This window comes from Alphaproteobacteria bacterium 33-17, from assembly GCA_001897445.1.
In the GTDB taxonomy this organism is placed as follows: Bacteria; Pseudomonadota; Alphaproteobacteria; order Rickettsiales; family 33-17; genus 33-17.
This window is the reverse complement of record MKSX01000027.1, coordinates 226,315-247,059: the sequence shown is the minus strand read 5'-3', so window position 1 is coordinate 247,059 and position 20,745 is coordinate 226,315. Positions and strand designations below refer to the sequence as shown.

Annotated in this window: 15 protein-coding genes; 6 read left to right on the top strand and 9 right to left on the bottom strand. The window is 32.3% G+C overall.

What is annotated here, in order from left to right; genetic code table 11:
• Positions 1-197 precede the first annotated feature (197 nt).
• Entirely contained in the window at positions 198-1,394 is a 1,197-nt protein-coding gene (locus BGO27_05955) for a hypothetical protein (GenBank protein ID OJV12261.1), read from the bottom strand.
• Between the two features lie 309 nt (positions 1,395-1,703).
• On the opposite strand from BGO27_05955, the gene BGO27_05950 reads away from it, so the two are divergent.
• Entirely contained in the window at positions 1,704-3,680 is a 1,977-nt protein-coding gene (locus BGO27_05950; protein OJV12260.1) for a hypothetical protein, read from the top strand.
• 24 nt (positions 3,681-3,704) lie between these two features.
• The gene (locus tag BGO27_05945; GenBank protein OJV12259.1) at positions 3,705-5,984 is read left to right on the top strand and encodes a hypothetical protein; all 2,280 of its coding nucleotides are present in this window, start codon (positions 3,705-3,707) and stop codon (positions 5,982-5,984) included.
• Positions 5,985-6,138: 154 nt separating this feature from the next.
• On the opposite strand, the gene BGO27_05940 is transcribed toward BGO27_05945, so the two are convergent.
• The 3 genes from BGO27_05940 to BGO27_05930 form a co-directional block, all read right to left on the bottom strand.
• A complete protein-coding gene (locus BGO27_05940) occupies positions 6,139-7,995 on the bottom strand; it encodes a molecular chaperone HtpG (protein ID OJV12258.1) in 1,857 nt (618 codons plus the stop codon).
• A gap of 146 nt (positions 7,996-8,141) precedes the next feature.
• On the bottom strand, positions 8,142-9,371 hold the full coding sequence (locus BGO27_05935) for a hypothetical protein (protein OJV12257.1): 1,230 nt from the start codon (positions 9,369-9,371) through the stop codon (positions 8,142-8,144).
• A 77-nt stretch (positions 9,372-9,448) separates the two neighbouring features.
• Positions 9,449-10,486 (bottom strand): chorismate synthase, encoded by a 1,038-nt coding sequence (locus tag BGO27_05930; protein ID OJV12256.1) that lies wholly within the window; start codon positions 10,484-10,486, stop codon positions 9,449-9,451.
• A gap of 82 nt (positions 10,487-10,568) precedes the next feature.
• Here BGO27_05930 and BGO27_05925 point away from each other — a divergent pair, with 82 nt between their 5' ends.
• The 4 genes from BGO27_05925 (at position 10,569) to BGO27_05910 (ending at position 16,414) form a co-directional block, all read left to right on the top strand.
• Positions 10,569-11,795 (top strand): hypothetical protein, encoded by a 1,227-nt coding sequence (locus BGO27_05925; protein OJV12255.1) that lies wholly within the window; start codon positions 10,569-10,571, stop codon positions 11,793-11,795.
• Between the two features lie 53 nt (positions 11,796-11,848).
• The gene (locus tag BGO27_05920) at positions 11,849-13,027 is read left to right on the top strand and encodes a hypothetical protein (protein ID OJV12254.1); all 1,179 of its coding nucleotides are present in this window, start codon (positions 11,849-11,851) and stop codon (positions 13,025-13,027) included.
• Positions 13,028-13,108: 81 nt separating this feature from the next.
• Positions 13,109-14,806: a hypothetical protein gene (locus BGO27_05915; protein ID OJV12253.1), complete on the top strand. Its 1,698-nt coding sequence runs from the start codon at positions 13,109-13,111 to the stop codon at positions 14,804-14,806.
• A gap of 90 nt (positions 14,807-14,896) precedes the next feature.
• Positions 14,897-16,414, top strand: coding sequence for a hypothetical protein (locus BGO27_05910; GenBank protein ID OJV12252.1), 1,518 nt, complete (start codon positions 14,897-14,899; stop codon positions 16,412-16,414).
• A gap of 11 nt (positions 16,415-16,425) precedes the next feature.
• Here the strand turns inward: BGO27_05910 and BGO27_05905 are convergent, their stop codons facing one another.
• The 5 genes from BGO27_05905 to BGO27_05885 all read right to left on the bottom strand — a co-directional run bounded on the left by BGO27_05905 (position 16,426) and on the right by BGO27_05885 (position 20,534).
• Entirely contained in the window at positions 16,426-16,806 is a 381-nt protein-coding gene (locus BGO27_05905) for a hypothetical protein (protein ID OJV12251.1), read from the bottom strand.
• A gap of 12 nt (positions 16,807-16,818) precedes the next feature.
• Complete coding sequence (locus tag BGO27_05900; protein OJV12250.1) at positions 16,819-17,325, bottom strand: CarD family transcriptional regulator; 507 nt, start codon at positions 17,323-17,325, stop codon at positions 16,819-16,821.
• A gap of 117 nt (positions 17,326-17,442) precedes the next feature.
• Positions 17,443-17,661: a hypothetical protein gene (locus BGO27_05895; GenBank protein OJV12249.1), complete on the bottom strand. Its 219-nt coding sequence runs from the start codon at positions 17,659-17,661 to the stop codon at positions 17,443-17,445.
• Positions 17,662-17,673: 12 nt separating this feature from the next.
• A complete protein-coding gene (locus BGO27_05890; GenBank protein OJV12248.1) occupies positions 17,674-18,657 on the bottom strand; it encodes a ribonucleotide-diphosphate reductase subunit beta in 984 nt (327 codons plus the stop codon).
• Positions 18,658-18,683: 26 nt separating this feature from the next.
• Positions 18,684-20,534: a ribonucleoside-diphosphate reductase subunit alpha gene (locus BGO27_05885; protein OJV12281.1), complete on the bottom strand. Its 1,851-nt coding sequence runs from the start codon at positions 20,532-20,534 to the stop codon at positions 18,684-18,686.
• Positions 20,535-20,745: the final 211 nt, after the last annotated feature.

Sequence of the window (20,745 nt, the reverse complement as noted above, 5' to 3'; positions counted from 1 at the left end):
AGCCTATTAGTTCGTAATTCGTACATTATGGGGAGCCACTCATTTAAATTTCCCCTTTACATTACACATACATTAAAGCTTACTTGTTTGTTAAGTCTTAATTATTTGTGTTTTAAACTTGCCATATATTCAAAACGCCACAGTTATATTGGCATTTTAAATATATGGCAAGTAGCTGAAATATTAAGGATAATATCTTATCTCATAATCATTGACTTGATGCCTTCATCTTGATATTTAAACTCCTCAACACCAAAACCTTCTTTTACAGGCATGTTGCGGTTGAATCCCAGGGTGTAAATGGTTTGTCCATTATCAGCAGTTCCAAGAATTAAAGCGGTGTGTCCGCCGATTCCGTTTCCTTCTTGCTTAGGGTCTTTTTCCATGTCGAACTTTCTTCTTACTAAAACCATACCAGCTTTAATATCTTTTTGAGGATCTGAAACTTTTACAGAATTAAATCTGCTATTAATTTCATCAACAACAGAATCTCCTTCTTCACCTACATTGCCTAAGCTTGATGATTGTTTTCTATGAGCATATAACTGGTGAACTGTAGAGAATTGGTTTTCGCATCCAAATAACTTAGCTATCCAGCTTGAGCAATCTTCCGTTCCGAATTGTTTGCCTGCAGCGCCATAACGTGATTCACCTCTTTGTCCGCCAAATGCATATGAGCTATGTGGTATGACTACGCCCTCGATTGAAGCGTCTCCATTATATGGTTGATTATAACTGAACGTACATTCACTGAAATTTTCAGGTTTATACTTAGTAGGAAGTGGTAATAAATGCATAATTGCAGATTGATCAACAGCGTCCCATAATTTTACGGTATTATTGGTTACAACAGAGGCTACCTTTTTAGTGTAAAACAGTGCAGTTTTTAAATAAGTAGCCTTTGAATTGCCATAAATAGCCGTATTAGAACTTTCACCACAAATAGGCGCTGTTTTAATATTCATGCTGTAATCTTCGGGTAATCTATCCTCTAAGATATTGGATAAATTTTTCATATTTAAAAGTTGTTTTGCGCCTTCTAACATTTCTTTGAATTTATTGGTTTTTAGCGACCATGTAACCTGGTTTTGAACAAAATCAGGTTTATCATGACCATTTGCATTTTTGAGACCTTCGTTAAGAGCTTCGGTTAATTTAAAATCTAAGTCGATTTGATTTTGAATTTCAGTAAATATTACCTCATAGTCAATTTCTTCTTGAAACTTAATAATGTCTTCATATAATCCATGTAACTCTTGATCTTCTCTTGTTCTTGTTGCGCTTTCTTGCTTTAAGGCGTTTTGTACTACAGCTTCATTTGATAAATAAGCTTGTTCAATTACATCCTTAGCCTTGCCATAGTCATAATCTATTTTTTCTAATGTTCTTTTCATTTTAATCTCCATTATTTTGAAAAGTTAAATACTGTCGTATTTTTACAAGCAGTAAAATAATACTGGATTTTCAAAATTTGGATGTCAATAGATATATTTTAATATTGATTTACTTGCGTATTTTAATTTTAATGTAATTGCAACTTTGTTAGGGTGTTAAGATTGACAGCTAGTAACCTAATGCCTAAAAATTAATAAATAAGCTATTGATAAATATAGCATATTGAATTTTATATCTATTTCATTTGATGTGCCTTTGAAATTCAAATATAATTAATATATTAATATATTTGCAATCCGAGGTATGAAATGAAAGAGCCAACCAGGTTACACAGAGAGCTTTTTGCAGCTGTTAGAACCAGAACTAAGGTTGATCCTGCTTTAAGCAATGCGTTGGAAAATATCGCGAATTTGGCATATGACAATAAGCAACCAGAATTAAGAGAGGCTTTGCTAAATGCAGCCATAGAGTTTCCTAGCGTAAAGGAAGGTATGGACAAAATTACAAACCTTACAGGAACGCAAAAGATAACAAGTCAGGATATTGAGCGATTTACGAAAGATAAAGTAGCTTCAGTAAAAAAACAAACCGTACAAAGCGCTGCTGTTGATAAAGATATACGTAAAGATGCGGCAATAAGGAATTTTCCTAAAAAATCTGAAGGCAATAATATAGATTCAGCTGAAAGACTAGACGGTATAAATACACTAATTTTTGGTGAATTATACAGTAAAGCAATGCCACATAATAAAACAAACTCGCAAATTATGACGGTTAAAACTGTTAACCCTTCTCATGTATTTATAAGAACTGATTTTCCTGAAAAAGCTACAACACTTGCGCATTTTAAGAAAACTCAAAATAGTAAATTAACCAACAAAAGTTCAAATCTACAAAACTTAGAAACTGTGATAGCTGCAAGCCACTTATTTGGTGACATGAACTATGCTGCTGGAAGTTTAATGGTACATAAAAGTGGCAGTACCTCACATGACGTTATAAAGACTGATTATACTAAATCTGGTAATATTTTTACATCAAATATGGGGACTTTATTATCAAATATGAATAACAGATTTGATAAATGTAACTATACGCAAGCTATAGCTTCAGGTAGCATGAAATTTGATGTTAGAGAGTTTTCAAAGTCTTTAAATCAAATGCTCACTCAAGTTTCAAAAGATGAGATTAAAAAAACGATAGATCAAAAAGTTAAAGACCTGGAAAAAGCTGGTTTTGATCCTTATGGCATTGTAATGCATTATAATTTTTCGGATAATGAAAAGACATTCCAAAAAAGTGAAATACAAAATTATGATGATTTATCAAGGCATTTTAATTCTGTGCTACACAGAAATCTCGATAATATGAAAGAAGTTGCCAAAGGTCTTGGAGTTGTAGCAAAGTATAGTAATGCATCGCCACAGTTCATGAATGGACAATGGGTAAAAGACATGGCGGTTTCTCCGATTAAAGATCCAGTACTATATGCTGCGCATCACAATATAGATATTGAAGGAAAAAATGCACTAGAATGGGCAAGGGACAATAATTATAAGGTCGCAAATAGAGTAGTGGGTAGTACTGGCATTGAGCGCACAAATTATATTGATCCTGTTAATGAAATGCTCGATGTAAAATTAAAACATAAATTACCGCTTAGCATAAGTGAAAGCAGATTTATAAATAACATGATAAAATCAGGTGAGGTTGCTAAAGGAAGCGCTATTGAAAGTAAAATACAAAAAGTTATATTTAATGCTCCTGCAAAAACATTTCTACCAGCTAAACCTATAACATTAAAAGACAAGCCAAAAACTGAAGTTAAAGAGAATTTTGAGTATAAACAAGAAGATAAAAAGGGTGTTAAAATTAAAGTAGAGATTGATGGTAAGAGAAATAATCTAGCAAATTTTACAATTAACGGCCTTTCATTTGATACAAAAAAATTGAATACACTAAATACATTACTTGATGAAAATAAAGTTGATCCTAAGAGCTTTGTAAAAAATTTAGGCACTTTAGGTAAAAAGCATAAGTTTACCAAATTAAGTCCTGATCAAATTGTTGAGAAAACAATTCAGGCTGCAACAAAAAACAAAGCTGTAGGATTAGAACAATACCTAGGTCGTAAACCTGAGCAAGTTGAGGCTAAAAAACCTAAAGGAATAAAGAAGCTTTTTGCTAAATTAAAGGGTTTGGGCAAGGTTAAAAAAGCTGATGGTATTCAGGCTCCTGATAATTTGCCAAGTGATCAAAGTAAAAAAACATCGAGACATAAATAATTTATATAGATTAAGAGGAAAATTATGCCAGAAGTAAGCTCATTGCACAGAGAGCTTTTTGCAGTTTCAAGAACCAGAACTAAAGAAGATTATCCGCTTAGTGCTGCTCTTGAAAATGTAGCAAATTTAGCATATGAGAATAAACCTGTAGATCTTAAAAACGCTCTAATATTAGCGGTTAATGAATTTCCTTCTGTAAGGGATAATGCAGATAAAATAGTTGAAATCATAGGAAGTAACTTAGTTTCGGTTCCTGAAATTAAGGATGCCTTAGACCTTTTTCAAAAAGAATGCAAGTTACTAGAACATCTAGCTCAACAGCAACAGCAACAAATAAAAGCTGAACTTGAAGAATTAAAAAAATCTGGCAATGTTACAAAGGCTAGTCAGTCGGATATTAGAGATCTTTATCGTGATAAAGGTATGGCTGTTCAAACTGGTTTTGCGGCAAAAGATAAAAAATCTGCAGGTGTTTCAGCAGGTTATATTGCGTCAGAAAAAGATAGTGGAAATACTTTTATATTAAAACAGTTTTATAAGTCTACAAGTAAAAAATATACAAGGCAGGATATTTTAAACCGTAGGGATGGAGTTAACGAGTTCATTTTTGGAGGTTTATATAATTTAGCAATACCTTCAAGGTCACCTAAAGAGCAGCTTGTAACACCAGATGTAAATGTGATAAAAAATGTCAATGCTCGTTCTAAACGATCAAATACATCTAAAGAAGAAATTGAAAAACAAAAAAACACCCAAGATCAAAGTATTTATGTTAGATCTAAATTCTTTTCTGATGCAACTACTTTAGATAATTTTAGCGGAAGTGATCAAAATACATTGTTAAATATTAATAATTCAAATCTACTTAAGTTAAATGGTTTTGAAAAGGTAATAGCCTCATGTCAATTATTAGGCGAGGTCGATTATCATGCAGGAAATCTAATGGTACAGTCTGGAAAGAATGCGTCTGGTAAGCCGACTTATGAGGTGATGAAAATTGATCACGGTAGATCAGGTATGAAATTTTCATCTAATATTGGTGTTTTAATTAATAATATGAATCATAGTTTCAATTTATTTGGATATAATAAAGCTATTTCACAAGGAAATTTAAGGTTTAGTGCAAAAGAATTTTCTGACTCTTTAAATCAGATGACACAAAGTATTTCGCGAGATCAAATAAGTACAATTGTTGATCAAAAGATTGCAGATCTAAAAACCGCTGGTTTTGATCCAAATGAAATACAAATGTGCAGTAATTTTAGTGGTAAGTCTCAATTTTGGCAAGTTCATAATATAAATAGTTTTGATGATCTGAGTAATCATTATAAAAATACGCTTAATAGAAACCTCGAAAATATGAAACAGATAGGAAAGGGTCTTGAGGTCATAGGTAAATTTAGTAATACTAACCCAGAATTTCAAAATGGAAATTGGATTGCGATGATGGATGCAAGTCCTGTTAAGGATCCTGTATTATATGCTGCATATAACAATATAGAAATAGAAGGTAAAAATGCTTTAGAGTGGGCAAGGGATAATGACTATAAGGTTATAGATAGACAAGTGAAAAACGGTATAGTGGAAAGAAGCGTTTACAAAGATCCGCTAACAGAAATGTTGGATTTGAAGTCAAAAAGCAAGTTGCCTCTTAGTTATAGTGAAGTTACTTATATTCAAAAACTTTATGATAATAAAGAAATACAAAAAGGAAGCTCTGTTGATACTAAACTTAATAGTATGGGATATAATTTTAATAATATAAAAGTACCAACCAAAATACCTGAAGCTCAAATAGGCTCAATGTTAAAAAGAAGCCCTAATTTAACAGATAATAAATTAACAAGTCAAAAGCAATCTAAAAAAGCCGTAGAGCAAGAAGCTAATAAACCTAAACTGACTATAGGTATTGATAAAAAGAGTAAAAAGATCACTAGTTTTGCCACTGAGGGTCAAAGCTTAGACACCGCGAAGCTTAATGACCTGCTTAAGGCAAATAAAGTTAGTACTAAAAGCTTTGTAAAAAATATTAGTAAACTAGGTAAAGAGAATAAATTAATAAATTTAAAAGCTGATCAAATAGTTGAAAAATCTCTTCAAACAATTAAAAAGAACAAATCTGTAGGGCTTGAGCAATTCTTAGGGCGTAAGCCACAAGAAGTAGAAAAAGCTAAGCCAAAAGGTTTAAATAAGCTTTTTGCTAAATTAAAGGGTTTGGGTAAGGTTAAAAAAGCTGATGGTATTCAGGCTCCTGGTAATTTGCCAAATGAAGTGAAAAGCAAAACAAATTCTAGAAAAATGTAAAATATTTTAAACTATTTGCGTATTTCGATGACGGAGTTTGACATATGTCATTGATAAAAGTGCAAAGCACTTTGTGGCAATTTATTATGTTTTTTTATGGATTCCGACGGAGGATGCACGGGAGATTTTAATGCCCCCGTGCATTAATTTAAAGCTACTTATAAACCTTACTTAACAACTCTACAATTGTTGATGCAAAGTCGTTAACCTCTAAAACAGGTTCACCCTCAACAATACAAGCCTGATTATAAAGTGTTTTAACTAAAGCTTTGTCAGCATCTGAGAACTCATCAACGCTTGCTAAATATGATATAAGCGGATGATTTGTATTAATCTCTAATATCTTTGGTGATGCAAACTTAAGCTGCTTTTGCTCGATTAAAAATCTTTCCATACGGATATCCATTGCACCTTCAGCAACAGAAATACATACAGGTGAATTAGTAAGCTTTTTAGACTCTTTAACTTCTTTAATACGATCACCAATTACTTCTTTAATTTTACCTTTTAAAGCCTCTAACTTATTTTCATCTATTTTGTTTTCTTCTTTAGATTCATTAGTTTCATCTTTGCCAAGGTCAATTTCAGCACGAGTTATAGACTTTATTTCTTTTTCCTGATATTCATGAAAAACGTTTACCCAGAATTCATCAACATGGTCGCTGAACAATAAAACTTCATAACCTTTTGATGTAAACCCTTCAAGTTGTGGGCTTTTTCTGGTGGATTCAATATCAGTACCTGTTAAGTAATATATAGTCTTCTGATCTTCTTTCATGCGGCTTATATATTCTTTAAAGGTAACAAGTTCGTCAGAATATGTTGTATTAAACAGACAAATGTCCATAATTTCGTCTCTGAACTCACCGCCTTCACAAAGACCTTCTTTGACTACAGCGCCAAAATTATCCCAGAACTTTAAATATCCTTCTCTATCACTTTCAAGCTTCTTTTTAAGCTCGGATAGAACACGTTTTACAACACCTTTTTTGATTTTATCAAGTATTGCATTATGCTGAAGTGTTTCACGGCTAATGTTTAATGGTAAATCTTCCGAGTCAATAACACCACGAACGAACCTTAACCAGCTTGGAATAAGGTCAACTGATTCACTAATAAACACCTTTTTAATGTAAAGCTTAACGCGCGCCATACGATCAGGGTGGAAAAGGTCAAAAGGCTTATTTTCTGGTACAAATAATAAGTTAACGTAAGAAACCATACCTTCATTACGATTATGGATTGTCATCCACGGGTTATCAAACGAATGGGAAACAGTTTTATAGAAATTTTTATAATCCTCTTCAGTTATGTCGCTTTTATTACGTGTCCATAGAGCTGAAGATGAATTTAAAACTTCATGCTTACCTTCTGTATCATGCAGTACAATTGGGAAAGCAATATGATCGGAGTAAGCTTTAACAATATGAGATATTTTATGTTTATCAAGGTAAACAGCTTCTTCATCGCGGAAATGCAAGGTAATTTCAGTACCGCGGCTAGAATATTCACATGGCTCTATAGAAAACTCACCTTCACCATCAGATTCCCACTGCCAAGCTTCACTTTCTCCTGCCTTTCTAGACTTTACAGATACTTTGTGTGCAACCATGAAAGCAGAATAAAAACCCACGCCAAACTGACCAATCAGGTTAGTATCTTTTTTAGCATCACCTGATAATTGTTCTAAAAAACCCTGAGTGCCAGATTTCGCAATTGTCCCAAGGTTATTAAACAGGTCATCACGTGACATACCGATACCGTTATCGGTAATTACCATAATCTTTTTGTCGCTATCAAATTTTATAACAATTTTATAATCGTGGTCATCTTTAGATAAATCTGGATTAGTTACTGATAAATAACGAATTTTATCTATAGCATCAGATGCGTTTGAAATAAGTTCACGTAAGAAAATGTCTTTATTAGTATATAAAGAGTGGATCATAAGTTTTAAGACTTTGCCCACTTCAGCATTAAAAGTATATTTATTCTGAACATCAGCTTCCATAATATCTCCAAAATTTTAGGTTATATTATGAATATAGGTAGGGATTTTGCTATTTCAAGAGTACAAATTAAAAAAGAACATAAAAGCGTATAGCTGAGTTAGTGCAAAACTTAACTTCACGTAACTCAGCTATAATATTTGTAGTGTTATTTACTTATTGCAGCTTTTGGAAGTAAAAGTTTTCCAAGATCCTTATCAATAAATGTACTTCCTGTCACTTTATTTTCTTTTAAGATTTTTCTGGCTTTTTCAGCAAGTCTTCCCATTTTAGCTTTATCTAAATAAGTAGGAGATGGATTTTTGCTCATTGCATCAATTTCTTTTAAAATTGGCATAATATTTTTTTCAACTTTAGCCAATTTCCTATCTTTAAGGATACCTTTTGAGTTTCTATCGCCTGCAAATAATTGATCATTATTACCTGCATTAGGTAATGCTCTTGTGTTTGTTTCTATGTTATTGCTAATGGCAGTATAAGCTTTTTTGAGATCTCTAACCATTTCTTGTCTAACCTCATCAGGTAGTTCTTTACCACTTCTACCATCTTTAGCTAAATGCTCATAATGCTCAACGATTTTATTACGCCCTGTTTTATCTATAACAAACTGCTTTTCAGCTATATGTATACCTGCTGAAAGCAGTAATTTTGGTATTGCATTGAATAACATACTACCAGAAACCGCAACGCCAATTACGGCAGCAATAGGACTGAGAGTCAGAACTGTTAAAGCACCTGAGAAGATAAATGTTAAAGATAAAGAAAGTCCCAATGTTATTATAGGGGTCCATTTAAATATAGATACGCCTATAAATGCTAACCATGTAACTTTTGAAACAATTTTATGTCTGGTTTTAGAAGCTGGTAATAAGCTCTGAACTTTTTCTTCAACGTTGTATAATGCTTTAACATCATCCTGGCTAAGTTGATCAAAGAATTTTTCACCTAAAACATCATTCATACGTCTGATAACTCTGTTGACGTTTTGACTTGTAACCTTATTTGTATCAACGCTGCCATGTACAAAATTGGATAGTTGATGTGTTCTTTGTAGTTTTTCAAAAATTTCATGGCGCTCTTGTTTAGAAAACCCTTGAATCTTATCGAGACTTGCACGACTTATAAAATCAGGCTTAATATTAGCACTTAAGTCTTCTGTCACACATGCAATACGAAGCGCGTAAACTATATTACGGACTTCCAAGTCTCTTTCTTTTTTAGTGATATTTTTATTTTTATAGTTTTCACCAACGTCTTCAAGAAGGCTGTTAAGCATGTCGCCTATATCATTGCCAGCATTAGCAAATTCGATCATTTGTTTAACGTGTAATCCTATCTGATCTTTTTGAATTTTATTTTTTTGACTTGCACCAAACATATTATACCTAACCATTGTGTTGTAGAAATTAACATATTAATATTATTTTAATATAATACATAAGTATAATCAAAGTTTTATTTACCTTTATTTAATAAATCTATAATAATCAAGGCTAAAATCGACTCTACAATTACCACGCCTCTGATTGCAATACAGGGATCATGTCGACCGCGGTTTTGAATGGTAACATTATTTCTATTAATATCAATGGTTTGCTGTGGTTTAATAATAGTACTGGTTGGTTTAAAAGTAACTGATATATCTAGATTATTTCCATTAGAAATACCGCCTAAAGTTCCACCAGCATTATTAGACAAATATCCTGTCGAGGTCATTTGGTCATTATATTCGCTGCCCTTCATATACAGGACGTTTTCATTGCCAATAGTAACTGATTTAACTCCTGGGATACTCATCATACCGGCAGCTATTTGTGCGTCTAGTTTGCTAGCTAAGGGTTCTCCAATACCTTCTGGCATGTTATAGGCAATCACTCTCACTTTTCCAGCTGCCGAATCACCATCTTTACGTACTTTTTGTATAAGGTCATCCCAAATAGAAATGATAGATGTATCAGTTGTAAAAAGCCTGTTATCACGCTTAGTATTTTGGAAGCCATCTGAGTTTATACCCATTATAGATACAAGTTCTGCATATATTTCAATATTATATTGCTCTTTTAAGATCTGCCTTGCTATGGATCCTGCTATAACCCTACATACAGTTTCTCTTGCGCTTGCTCTTCCTCCGCCTTTATAGTCATAGTTACCATACTTTGCGCTGTAAGTATAATCGGCATGACCTGGTCTGAATTTGTCATATAAGTAATCGTAGTCCTGAGATTTGACGTCTTTGTTTTTAATAATAATTGATATGGGTGCGCCAGTGGTTTTGTTATTAAAAATGCCAGATAATATTTCAAACTCATCGGATTCGTTTCTGGTGGAAACTAAATTAGATGATCCTGGGCGACGAAGATTTAGATAGTGCCTGATGTTATCTAAATCTATTTCAAAATTACTGGGTATACCGTCAATTACTAAACCAATTGCTTCTCCGTGACTTTCACCCCATGTTGTTACTCTGAAATTTATACCAAAAGTATTACTCATACTTATCCATTATAATTTAAAATTTGACCAAAAATTAATTGATTGCTAGCTTTAAAATATTAACCCTTATATGGATGATATAATGAAAAATCAGTTTATTCTAACTTTTGGTGCTTCTCTAGATGTAAATCTAATACCTGCTTTAAGCAATCAATATAAATCATTATTTGAAGCTTTTTTGGGGTTTTCTGAAAAAGATAAGCGTGAAATAGTCGATAAATTAAAGTTAAGTCCATTAGTATTTGCATGTTATACAAATGACACGTTATTTGCTAATGAGTATTATAGAATGTATATGCAGCGTTTTACTAAAACCCCTGTTAGGCTATATTTTGAGGAGCGTATAAGACATTTTAGCGGAAACAGGTTATTTATTGAATCAGAAGAAGATCAGAAAATTAGGGAGTTTTTTGAAGCTGCTTTTTATCATGCCTGCGCATCAAATTATGTGGGTATTGCAAGACTAATATTGCTTGATAATAAATTATTTTTAAATGACCTTGAAAAAGTAATAAACAAAGGTTTTAGACTGGCGTGTGAAAATGGTAATGTAGAAACAGCGGGTTGTATTTGTGAAAGAACATTAGATTTGGGTATTGAGAAATTTAATACTAAGTCACTTATTAAGTTAACTCATCCAGAAACCCAGGAAGTATTTAAGATTAATGCTATTGCTTTTGCTAATTATAAATCTAATACCAAACTATTTATAAAATTATTGCCATATCATAATCTTTTAGGATTTAATTTTTTCAAGTTTTTGGAAAATAATTATCAGTATTTTACCAAACTATGTAATGAAGGCAAAATTGATATGGCAAAAGCTTTGCTAAAATATCTTGAAAGTGAAGGTTATTCAACACGTGAAATTCTTGTTTCATCAAATTTTCAAAGTTTTTACCATGCTTATGAATCTGGTAATTATGAAAAAGCCGATTGGCTTATTGCACTTGCTAAAAAATGTAAACTTAATGTATCGGAGGCTCTAAGCTCATATTTAGATGACGTACATGATGCAGAAATATTTTTTTCAGGTAATTTAGAAGCTTTAGAATGGTTTTTAAAGACAGTAGAAAATGAGCATTCTATTGATTATATTGAGTTTGTAAGAACATATTTGTCCGCTCATGGTGATTTAAGATATGAGCTTGCAAAGCATAGTAATAATCCTGCTTTGATTGAGTTTGTTGAAAACCTAATGTCAGAATATTGTAGGTTTAAAGCTACAAAAGATAATGCAAAGACTAGAGGAAACTACAGGGCTTCGGAAGATAAGAATGAATTTACCTTAAAGGAATTAACCTGTTGACATTAAAAGTACGATAAGTATTTTAGCATTTAAACTTTAAGTGAGTGATAGTTATGTCAATGTCAAAATCAATTCTTCCTTTTAATCAAGTGTATCAAAATGCTACACTCTTAGCATCTAATTTAGATTCTTTTTTTGTACTCAGCACAGATGATAAAATAGAGACCGTAAAACAAGAAGGTTTGTTTTTATATTCTCAGGCTGTTATAGATGCTCAGTCATATTCTATGACTATGATTCCGCATATATATGAAAATATGCTAAGTACAGCACGAGGTACGGAGCTTTATATTATTATCCGTAGAAATATTGCAGATGATTTAAATAAGGCATTAAAAGAAGCTGCTAAATCTGGAAGCATAAATATGTGCAAGCATGTTTTAGAAAGCGCAAGCTATCTTGAAATCGAAAAATCATATGTTTTAAGCGGGGCATTTAAAACTGCAGCTTATGAACAAAAATTCGACGTAGCAATATATCTACTTAAAGAAATGCAAAATATCTCTGATCTTGATCCGAGAGAAACAGAATTTTGGGTATCATACGGACCTCACATGGACGATGACGACTACATTACTGCATTTGAATGGGCGTGCTTAAATGGATATCATGATTTCGCAGATAAATTATGTCATTTTGACCTGACAAGACCCGCAAAAAGCTTTTTTACGGCTGATAATTTTGCATTTTTTACAGAAATTTGTCGCAATGCTTCTTATGAAACAGCGTTATATGTTTTAAATAAAATGAAAGAGCTTGGAATTGAAAATGCAGAAATCAAGCAATCTATTAGTTTATATGAAGCGTTTGGACCTTTAAATTACAAGGGTAACTATTTAAATACCGAGCTATTACTTTCTTTAGCTGGCTTTTCTAATGAGGAAATTAAAGATAGTTTTGAATATTATTTAAAATATACTCCTGATTTCTACAGGTTATCTGAAGAAAAAGGAGATAATCTGGTTAATGCTACTGCATGGATTATTAGCGCTTTAGAAAGCTATAACTTGTCAGTTGTTGATTATTTAAAGGCTGGTGACTACGAAAGGCTTAAAGCAGCGCATGCATTAAAAAATACTAATCTTGAAAGTTATTTGAAAAATCTTTGCTGCAATCACGATTTATCTTTACCTGAATCTGTAAAAGCTAGTATTGAGATGGAAGATTGTAAAGCAGAGTTTAGAGATACTGCACTAAACAGAAGTGATGAGCTTATGATAAGTAAGCTTTAAGTTAATATTTCAATTTTATTGACAAAAAGTTAAATAATTGCTACTGATCTACAGTAAATTTATATTACGTCAGTAGCAATTATGATTGAAAAAGCCTTATATTTAAGCCCTGAGCTAAATAAACAAGCGCAAAAAACCTTAAATTTAGTTAAGGAACTTTTTGCGCGTTCTCGAAATATAAAGCAAACTAAAATTCGTATTTACAATGAGTTCGGTGAAAAGTTAATAGTTTATGCCATACATTTAGATCATGAATTTGCGGTCAAGATGATGAGGGATGTAATTACTCTAAATCTTCCCCTTGAAAAATATAAAAAGTATTTTTATCTGATACCAGAAGCTCTAAAAACAATGAAACCTGCTTGGTCTACAATCGTAATTATAAGATTAAGTAAAGTAGATGATAGTTATAAAATTATTAGAGAAATGTACAAAACTGACCCTCATTGGGCACAGATAATTGTAAGTAAGATACCATATAAACTATTATTAATGTGCTGCCAAAATCAGGATTATCAATTATTAAGAGATTTTGCACTTGATTTGATACTATTTTTAGATGATTATTCCCAAATAGAACAAAATTGGGAAAACTTATATGAAATAGCTATTGAAAAAGATGATGCCGAGTTACTTAGTATTTTATTTGGCATATCGCAAAATATTTCACCGAACTTTAACATTAATAATAAAGATAACTGGTTTTTATTATTTACTGCAGCATGTAGCCAGGAAAAATTAAATATTGTGAGTTTTATGTTTCATGATGCTGCGCAAAAACAATATAATATTCTGGAATTAAGATTTAGTTATCAGGAAAATAGTATAGATGTTCTAACATTTGCACTAATTGAGCAAAAGCAAGAGCTTTTGAAATTAATTACATCAGATTCATATTTATTAGACTCATACCTAAATTATAAGCTAAATCAAGAACATTTAAATATATTAGATGCACTGCTAAGCCTAAGGTTATATAAATCAGCTGAATGGCTTATAAATGTATTGTCGGAGCGGTATAGTCTTAGAGATATAGTATATATGAAAATGCCTTTATTTATATATTGCTCTCAAAATGGGGATTTTGATTCAGCAAACTGGTATGTGAATCAAGTAAGTAAAGCCGGCTTAAACTCAAAACAATTTGTATATGATGTTATTTTAAAGTTTCAGGATGCAAATGTTAGGTTTATGGAGTTTGCATTATCTTATATTAAATCTTCTGATTTATCTCAAAAAACAATATTAGAATCCATTATTATTCCTAAGTTTTATGAAGCTTTAAATAAAAATGATATTATTTTAGCTAAATTTATATGTAAATATAGTGCTCTTAATTTAATGGATGTATTCGGAAATTACGTATATAAAAATCACTGCTTTATTAAGCACTCTGATATTCTTATTCTTTTAAATTCAGCTATTCATTCCAGAAATGTTGCTATTACAGAAGTTATTCTGGATTTAAAAATGTTTCCTAATTTTCCAAATGTTGATGCTATTTTTAAAGTCCATGGATCAATTGGAATGAATATGTATGTTTGGGCATCAAACGTAAATTCTTTAAACACAAAACTTGGATTTGATACCAACTTAATTGCCCAGGGGTTTTTTGATCAGGATAGCTCACTCAAGAATTTAGAGAATTTTAAAAATTTAATTAAAAAATATTACAGGGAGATTAAAGCTATATTATCACCATCAAATACATCCATTTTAACCTACAGTGATTTCCAGAATATATACAGCAAACATGAAAATAATGTGTTGCAATTATAGTTTGATATCTTAAACTATGTTAAGTAGTATACGGCTATTAATATTAAATTAATAATTAATTAACAAAAAATTAAATATTGGGGTTTTAAAATGTTGAAGAAAATATATATTCTTATTGAAAGAGTTGATGATTCATATACTACAGGAGGAGAAAGAGGACTAAACTCTAATTATCTTGAAAAATCTAAAAATGCTAAAGAAAGTCTATTGGAGCTTTGTGATTTATACATTATGCTTAATCAGGAACTTCAGAAAACCTTAATTAAAACTTCAGGAAATATTTTATTAAAAATTGCCTGTGAATGTAATAATGTAGCATTGGCAAATATGATTGTGCAAGATGCACAAAATTTCGGTATTGAAATTGCGGCAGTTGGATACGACTGGAAAGAAATTATTAAATTTACTTTAACCAATGCTGCATACTCTGATATGGGTATATGGCTATTAAATAATTCTAAAAACATAAACTTACCATTGAATAATCTTCATCAATCAGATTGGAAAGATATATGGAGAAACCTTACTCTTAGAGGGCATTCTTATGAAATAACCGCGTATATTTATAACAACAGAGAGGTTTTAAATATAGATTTTGATACAATATACCAAAATGGTATTAAAATTGATGAGTTTCTGGATATATGCAAGTACCAAAAGGATATACGGTTTTTAGATTTACTTTGGAATATTTGTGATAACAAAATCAATGCTAACTCAAATATTAAGGCATTAGGAGATACATTTAAACAATATATTAGTGCATATCAGTATTCATCTTCTGCACATATTGAATGGCTATATAACAAGTGTAAGTCCTTAAATATGAATATAACAAAAATGTTAGAATCGATTGATATCGTAATAGTTGTCAAATTTGATAGCTTAGAAACATTAAAAACCATTCATACTTTAAACACTAATGAAAATTTATATAACAATGTAAATTTTGCTAATAATTTTTTTAGCCGCGCTTTTTACAAAGCCTGTCAGGAAAATCATTATGAGAAAGCAAAGTTTCTTTACCAAAATTTTAAAGCTTTAAATGGAAAAATATATAAACTATTTGTAAATTTTGACGATAATTATTACGGAGAAATGGCTTTTAACAATTCTATTGGTATCATAATTTTCTTAAAATCAATCCCTGAGTTTAAATGTAATATATCAAAAATGATGCAGTGTTTTAGTGGGGTTGATAAAGCTACTCACGTGCTATCTATGCTAAATATTTATGATGAGATAGCAAAAGAAATAGGATATGACTGCTCTTTATTATTTGAGAAATTATGTGATCACAACTTTAGTATAAGATTACAAAACTTTTTAGAAGTATGCCAAGACACAAAAAAACAAATGTTACAGCACAAGCATACAATACAAATTCTTTGCTCTCAAAACGACTCCCCAACTCTTAATGACCTTAGAAATATTTTGGGTTATGCTCATGTGCTTGAAAAAATGTATAAAAATGAGGCATTTAAAAACGGGATAGAGTCTTTACCAAACGAAATTGGTGAAATAATTACCGAAAAATTAGGTCTAAAATTAAAAGGTAGTTTTAGAGCACTAATAAATGAGGCAGATAGCCTTTCAAGGTCAAAGTAAAATATAGTGACTTATAATTTATATTTATGGATAGTTTCAAGGAGGCTATCCTTTTTAAATGGTTTGTAAAGGCAGGATTTTGCACCTAAAGCTAAGGCTTCATTTACAAGTGTATTGCCATAGCTGCCAGTTTGTAACACTACCGGAATATTTTTTAAATTATCATTGTTTTTGAGTATTTTAAGAACTTCGATACCATTTAAGTCATCCATCATAATATCGAGTAAGATTAGGGAGAGGTCAGGGGTGCTTTCCGCAACTTTAACGCCCTGACTTCCCGAAGATGCTGTAAGTAGGTTGTATTCTGTACCTAATAACATAATGGATACGCTATCTATACAAATAGATTCGTCATCAATAATTAATATCTTTGGCTTATTGAATGGATCCATTTAATCCCAAAATTATGCAGCTATTCTACTTCTTAGTATTGCAATCACTTCATCATGAGCCTGTTCCATTGACATATTGTTAATGGCAGCAAATTCTGCAACAAACCTTGATAAAGCTGATTCATACACCATGCGCTCACTATATGAGCAGTCTGGGTTATCTTCTACGTTTCTATGTAAATCACGAATTACTTCTGCAATTTCAGATAAAATACCGGAATTGATTTTTGTATCGTATTCTTTTGCTCTGCGGCTCCACATACCTTTTGTATTTTTAGGTTTACCTTGCATTATTTCAATAATGCTGTCTAATTCTGTCTTGCTTGATAAAGCTCTAAGACCTGATGCAACTGCGCGTGATACAGGAACACGGAGAGTCATTTTTTCTTTTAAGAAAGATACTGCATATACTTCAATATCAAATCCCCCAATTTTTTGGGCTTCAACTGCCAGGATTTGCCCTACACCATGAGCTGGGTAGATAACCATATCATTGACTTTGAACTGAACTTTAGACATTTATTGCCTCCGAGGTTAAAATTTTATTGGTTCTGATAATACACTAAAATTGTAAATTTTCCAAGCTAAATGTGATAATTTTGTAACTTAACTGAAAAATGCCGAATAATTAATGATTTACCTCCTAATATAATTTGGTTTCAGGTTATTCAACCTACATTGTAAGTTATTTTTTATATATACAAGTTTCATACCAGTTAAAAAATTAACTAAAATGTAGGCTAAATTTTTGTTATTTCGAATTTTATTTGTAATGCACAGTTTTTTTAAAAATAAACCGGATAAACTTTGCATTTTATTAATATTTTTCAAAGTTTTACCTGATTTATTATACATTTAATACCTGTTTTAGCTGTTCATAAGCTTGGAATCTGAAGCAAAAGCCTCTTCCCAAGTTCCTGTTGTTGCGGCTTTGGTATACTCTGTAACCCTTGCTTCAAAGAAGTTAGCATGCTCAACGCCATTTAAAATCTCATCAAGCCACGGAAGAGGGTTATGATCTACCATATATATTTCTTTAAGACCAAGCTGCATAAGCCTTCTGTCAGCGATATATCTAATATATTGCTTAACTTCTCGTGGGGTAAGCCCGTCAATTGATCCAACTTCAAAAGCAAGGTCAATGAATGCATCTTCAAAATGTACAATTGTTGCACATGCTTCGTAAAGATTGCCTCTTAGTTCCTCTGTCCAAACTTCAGGGTTTTCACGCACGAAGGTTTTAAAGAGTTTAATAATTGAGTTTGTATGTAAGGTTTCATCTCTAACTGACCACGTTACAATCTGACCCATACCCTTCATTTTATTAAATCTTTGGAAATTAAGTAAAATTGCAAATGAAGCAAAAAGCTGCAGACCTTCTGTAAATGCACCAAACACAGCAAGTGTTGTAGCAATATCTTTTTTGGTTTCTACGCCAAACTTTTGCATGTAATCATATTTATCTTTCATTTCCTTATATTTCATGAAAGCCTGATATTCAATTTCTGGCATTCCTACTGTATCAAGTAAGTGTGAGTAGGCAGCAATATGAACTGTTTCCATATTAGAGAATGCAGCTAACATCATTTGCACTTCTGTAGGCTTAAATACTTGCGAATAATGTTTCATATAACAGTTATTTACTTCAATATCAGCTTGTGTGAAGAATCTGAAAATTTGTGTAAGCAAGTGTTTTTCGCTTGCTGTAAGGTTATATTTCCAATCTTTAACATCGTCAGCAAGTGGTACTTCTTCCGGAAGCCAGTGAATCTTTTGTTGCATAAGCCAAGAATCATATGCCCAAGGATATTGGAAAGGTTTGTAAATTGGTTTTGCATCTAATAATGACATAATTTAAACTCCTCTATTTCCTAACTTTATTGACAAGCTAAGCATTCGTCATAATTTGTTGAACCGGAACTTGCTGGCGGTGTTGCGCCATCTTTATTTTTATCATCCATAATATATGCTGTTGTAACTTTATGAGATACCTTATCAGCACGCTGCATAGAAACTGAACGCAAGTAATACATTGCTTTAACGCCTTTCTTCCATGCTTGATAGTGAATTTGATGTAAGTCTCTTTTATGAACGTTCGCAGGTAAGAAAACGTTCAGAGATTGTGCCTGGCATATATATTGTGTGCGGTCGGCTGCTAAGTCAACTACCCATCTTTGGTCGATTTCCTGAGCGGTTTTAAATACATCTTTTTCATCCATGCTTAGGAATTCTAAGTGTTGAACCGAACCTTCGTTTGTAGCAATTGATGACCATACGCTATCACTGTTTTGACCTTTAGTTTCAAGTAATTTTGCTAAATACTTGTTTTTCACCGGGAATGAACCTGAAAGTGTTTTCTGGTTAAATACGTTAGCAGCAATTGGTTCAATACACGGTGAAGATCCACCAGCAATAATAGATATAGAAGCAGTTGGAGCAATAGCCATTTTGTTACTGAATCTCTCTTTAATGCCACACTCTTCAGCATCTGGGCATGCGCCTCTTTCTACGGCTAAATCATGAGATGCCTGATCAACCTGAGCTTTAAGGTGTTGGAACATTTTTTTATTCCAAACTTTAGCCATTGCAGACTCCATTGGAATCATTTTAGATTGTAAGTAAGAATGGAAGCCCATCACACCAAGTCCAACAGAACGCTCACGCATTGCAGAGTATGCTGCATTTTTCATTGAATCTGGTGCTTTTGCAATAAAATCTTCGAGAACATTATCAAGAAAGCGCATGATATCTGGAATAAACTGTGCATTTTCTTTCCATTCATCGAAATACTCTAGATTTACTGATGATAAACAGCAAACAGCAGTACGGTTATTTCCTAGGTGATCAATACCTGTTGGTAATGTAATCTCACTGCAAAGATTTGACATTTTCACTGAAAGACCAAGTTTTTTATGATGTTCTGGAATATGCTTGTTTACCGTATCAATATAAACGATATATGGCTCACCTGTCTCAATACGTGTTGTAAGGATTTTTGCCCACAAGTCACGTGCCTTAACAACATGCATAACTTTGTTTGTTTTAGGGCTTTTAAGTTCCCAGTTTTCATCATTTTCTACAGCTCTCATAAAATCATCAGGAATAAGTACACCATGATGAATATTAAGTGCTTTACGGTTTGGATCGCCACCTGTTGGTCTGCGAAGATCAATAAACTCTTCGATTTCAGGATGCCACACTGGTAAGTATACAGCAGAGCTTCCTCTTCTTAAGCTGCCTTGAGAAATTGCAAGGGTGAGGGTGTCTTGTACTTTAATGAAAGGAATAATGCCCGATGTTTCACCATTGCCACGTACTTTTTCGCCAATAGAACGTAAGTTACCCCAGTAACTACCGATTCCGCCACCACGAGCCGCAAGCCATACGTTTTCGTTCCATAAGTTTACAATGCCTTCTAAACTGTCTTCTGCTTCATTTAAAAAGCAAGAAATAGGAAGACCTCTGTTTGTGCCACCGTTACTTAAAATAGGGGTTGCTGGCATAAACCACATGCTGCTCATGTAGTCATAAAGTCTTTGAGCGTGTTCCTGATCATCAGCATAGTAAGATGCTACTCTTGCAAACAGCTCCTGAAAGTTTTCACCTTCTAACAAATAACGATCAGCTAAAACCGCTTTACCAAAATCTGTAAGCATTGCATCTTTTGTATTGTCGACCTGAACACTAACCCCTGCCATAAATTTCCCTCTTAGTTTGATTTGATTCATACCCATGTTCATATGATAAAATCTTTTTCGCGCAAGTCTATATAAAAAAGTATATATTGTTGCAAATTTTTATCTTGACCACAATATATTGATTTAAAAAAGGCTTAAGCCTTGGAAAATCATTGTTTTTTAGGAACTTATTACCATATTTTGACAAGCTATTGATTTATATAAAAAAGCGTTGACAGGATATGAAAGCAAATACGGCTGT